We start from the raw sequence: 2457 nt of genomic DNA, 5'->3' as shown, positions 1-2457 counted from the left end.
TCGGTCGGGTGGAGGACGGTGCCCGGCGGGACCCGCCGCCCCGGCCGGACCAAGGCCTCCCACTGACCGTCGCCGACCGGCTCGAGGAGCAGGACCTCGACGGCGCCACCGGTCGCCTTGCGCAGGTGGAGCCGGGCTCGCAGCACCCGGGTGGTGTTGACGACGACCACGTCGCCCGGGCCGAGCAGGTCGGGCAGGTCGGCCACGGTCCGGTGCGTCGGGGCCCCGGTCCCTCCACCGTCGACCAGCATGCGGGCGGCGTCCCGGGGCTCGACGGGCGCCTGGGCGATGGCGGCCTCAGGGAGCTCGTAGTCGAAGTGCGCCGTCTCCACGGCGGGCGACGCTACGGGGTGGCCCGCCCCAGCAGGGAACCCCCGGCGGCGACGTCGAAGCAGCTCGATTCCCGGCCCGTCCTCAGCTCCGTCGGCGACAACCTCGCCCCCACCCTCGGGGTCACTCGAAGAGGGCGACCGGCCCGTCGGTCTCCGCGGTTCGGGGCGCCACCAGACCGAGGTGCTCCCACGCGCCCGCCGTGCACACCCGCCCCTTGGGGGTGCGCATCAGCAGGCCCTGCTGGATGAGGAACGGCTCGTACACGTCCTCGACCGTCTCGGTCTGCTCGCCGACGCTGATGGCGAGCGTCGACAGGCCGACGGGACCACCGCCGAAGCGCTCGCAGATGGCCGACAGGATGGCCCGGTCGACCTTGTCGAGGCCGCGTTCGTCGACCCCGAAGGTGGCCAGCCCGAGCGCAGCCGTGGCCTGGTCGATGGTGCCGTCGCCGCGCACCTCGGCGTAGTCCCGCACCCGGCGCAGCAGTCGGTTGGCGATGCGGGGCGTGCCCCGGGCCCGACGGGCGATCTCGGTGGCACCGGAGTCGTCGAGCACCACGTCGAGGATGGTGGCGGCCCGGGCGACGATGGCCTCGAGCTCGAGCGAGGTGTAGAAGTCGAGGCGCTCGACCAGGCCGAAGCGATCGCGCAGCGGACCGGTGATCGCTCCGGTACGCGTCGTGGCACCGATCAGGGTGAAGGGCGGCAGGTCGAGGCGGATCGAGCGGGCGGCGGGGCCCTTGCCGATCACGATGTCGAGCTGGAAGTCCTCCATCGCGGGGTACAGCACCTCCTCGACGGCGCGGGGCAGGCGGTGGATCTCATCGACGAAGAGGACGTCGCCTTCTTCGAGCTGGGTGAGGATGGCGGCCAGGTCGCCGGCCCGCTCGATGGCCGGACCGGACGTGGGGACGTGGCGCACGCCCATCTCGTTGGCGACGATGGCGGCCAACGTGGTCTTGCCGAGCCCGGGCGGGCCGGCGAAGAGCAGGTGGTCGACGGCCTGACCCCGGCGGCGGGCGGCCTCGAGGATGATGCCGAGGTGCTCCTTGAGCCGGGCCTGGCCCACGAAGTCGGCCAGGGTGCGGGGTCGCAGGCCGTGCTCGTCGACGACCTCCTCGACGGCCTGACCCGGGTCGAGCAGCTCCTCCCTCACCGTGTCGACCTCACCGCGAGACGGCCAGACGCTGGAGGGCGTGCTTGAGCAGGGCCGCGGCGTCGTCGCCGTCGGGGAGGTCGGCGAGCACGTCGCGGATCTCCTCGAGGCCGTAGCCGAGGCCGGCGAGGGCCTCGCGCACGTCGGCCCGGGCCGCGGCACCGCCGGTCGCCGGCGGGCGGCCGGCGGTGCCGGAGGAGCCGGGCACGCCGATGTCGAGGGGGATGTCGAGGCGGCTCTTGAGCTCGACCAGCAGTCGGGTGGCGGTCTTCTTGCCGACGCCGGGCACGAGGCAGAGGGCAGCGACGTCGTCCTCAGCCAGCACGCGGGCGAGGTCGGTGGGCCCGTGCACGGACAGGATGCCGAGGGCCAGGGAGGGGCCCACGCCGTGCGCGCCGAGCAGCGCGCTGAAGCACCGACGGGCATCCGCGGTGGCGAAGCCGTACAGGGCCTGGGTGTCCTCGCGGATGTGGTGGTGGACCCAGACGAAGACCTGGTCGCCGACGTCGCCGAGCGAGACGGCGGTGGTCGGGCTCACCACGACCCGGTGCCCGATGCCACCCACCTCGACCAGCACCTCGTCGTCTTCGCGGGTGAGCAGCGTGCCCCGCAGCGAGCCGATCACCGGAGGCCTCCGGCTGCGGCGATGCGGGCCAGCATGGGGGCCCGGGCCACGTGGCACAGGGCGATGGCCGCGGCGTCGGCGGCGTCGACGGGGCGGATGGGCCGGTCGATCTGGAGGAGTCGTTGGACCATGGTCTCGATCTGGGTCTTGTCGGCGGCGCCGTCGCCGGTGACGGCCTGCTTGATCTCGTTCGGGGAGTACTCGGTGACCTCGGCGCCCGCCGCGATGGCCTCGACCATCACGATGCCGGCGGCCTGGGCCACCCCGATGGCGGTGCGCACGTTGACCGAGAACAGGATGCGCTCGATGGCGACCGCCCCGGGTGGATGCTCGGCGATCAGCTC

Annotated in this window: 4 protein-coding genes; all 4 read right to left on the bottom strand. The window is 73.7% G+C overall.

Features of this window, described 5'->3' with window-relative positions:
- On the bottom strand, positions 1 to 332 hold a 332-nt coding region (locus VMN58_07875), incomplete at its 3' end, for an S-adenosylmethionine:tRNA ribosyltransferase-isomerase (protein HUF33110.1).
- Positions 333 to 453: 121 nt separating this feature from the next.
- Positions 454 to 1488, bottom strand: a complete 1035-nt coding sequence (gene ruvB, locus VMN58_07870; GenBank protein ID HUF33109.1) for a Holliday junction branch migration DNA helicase RuvB — start codon at positions 1486 to 1488, stop codon at positions 454 to 456.
- 10 nt (positions 1489 to 1498) lie between these two features.
- The gene (gene ruvA, locus VMN58_07865) at positions 1499 to 2113 is read right to left on the bottom strand and encodes a Holliday junction branch migration protein RuvA (GenBank protein ID HUF33108.1); all 615 of its coding nucleotides are present in this window, start codon (positions 2111 to 2113) and stop codon (positions 1499 to 1501) included.
- A partial coding sequence (locus tag VMN58_07860; GenBank protein HUF33107.1) for a crossover junction endodeoxyribonuclease RuvC occupies positions 2110 to 2457 on the bottom strand: 348 nt, incomplete at its 5' end. The genes ruvA and VMN58_07860, both read right to left, overlap by 4 nt.

The sequence above is a fragment of the Acidimicrobiales bacterium genome (assembly GCA_035512495.1).
In the GTDB taxonomy this organism is placed as follows: Bacteria; Actinomycetota; Acidimicrobiia; order Acidimicrobiales; family CADCSY01; genus DATKDW01.
This window is presented reverse-complemented; position numbering and strand designations above follow the sequence as displayed.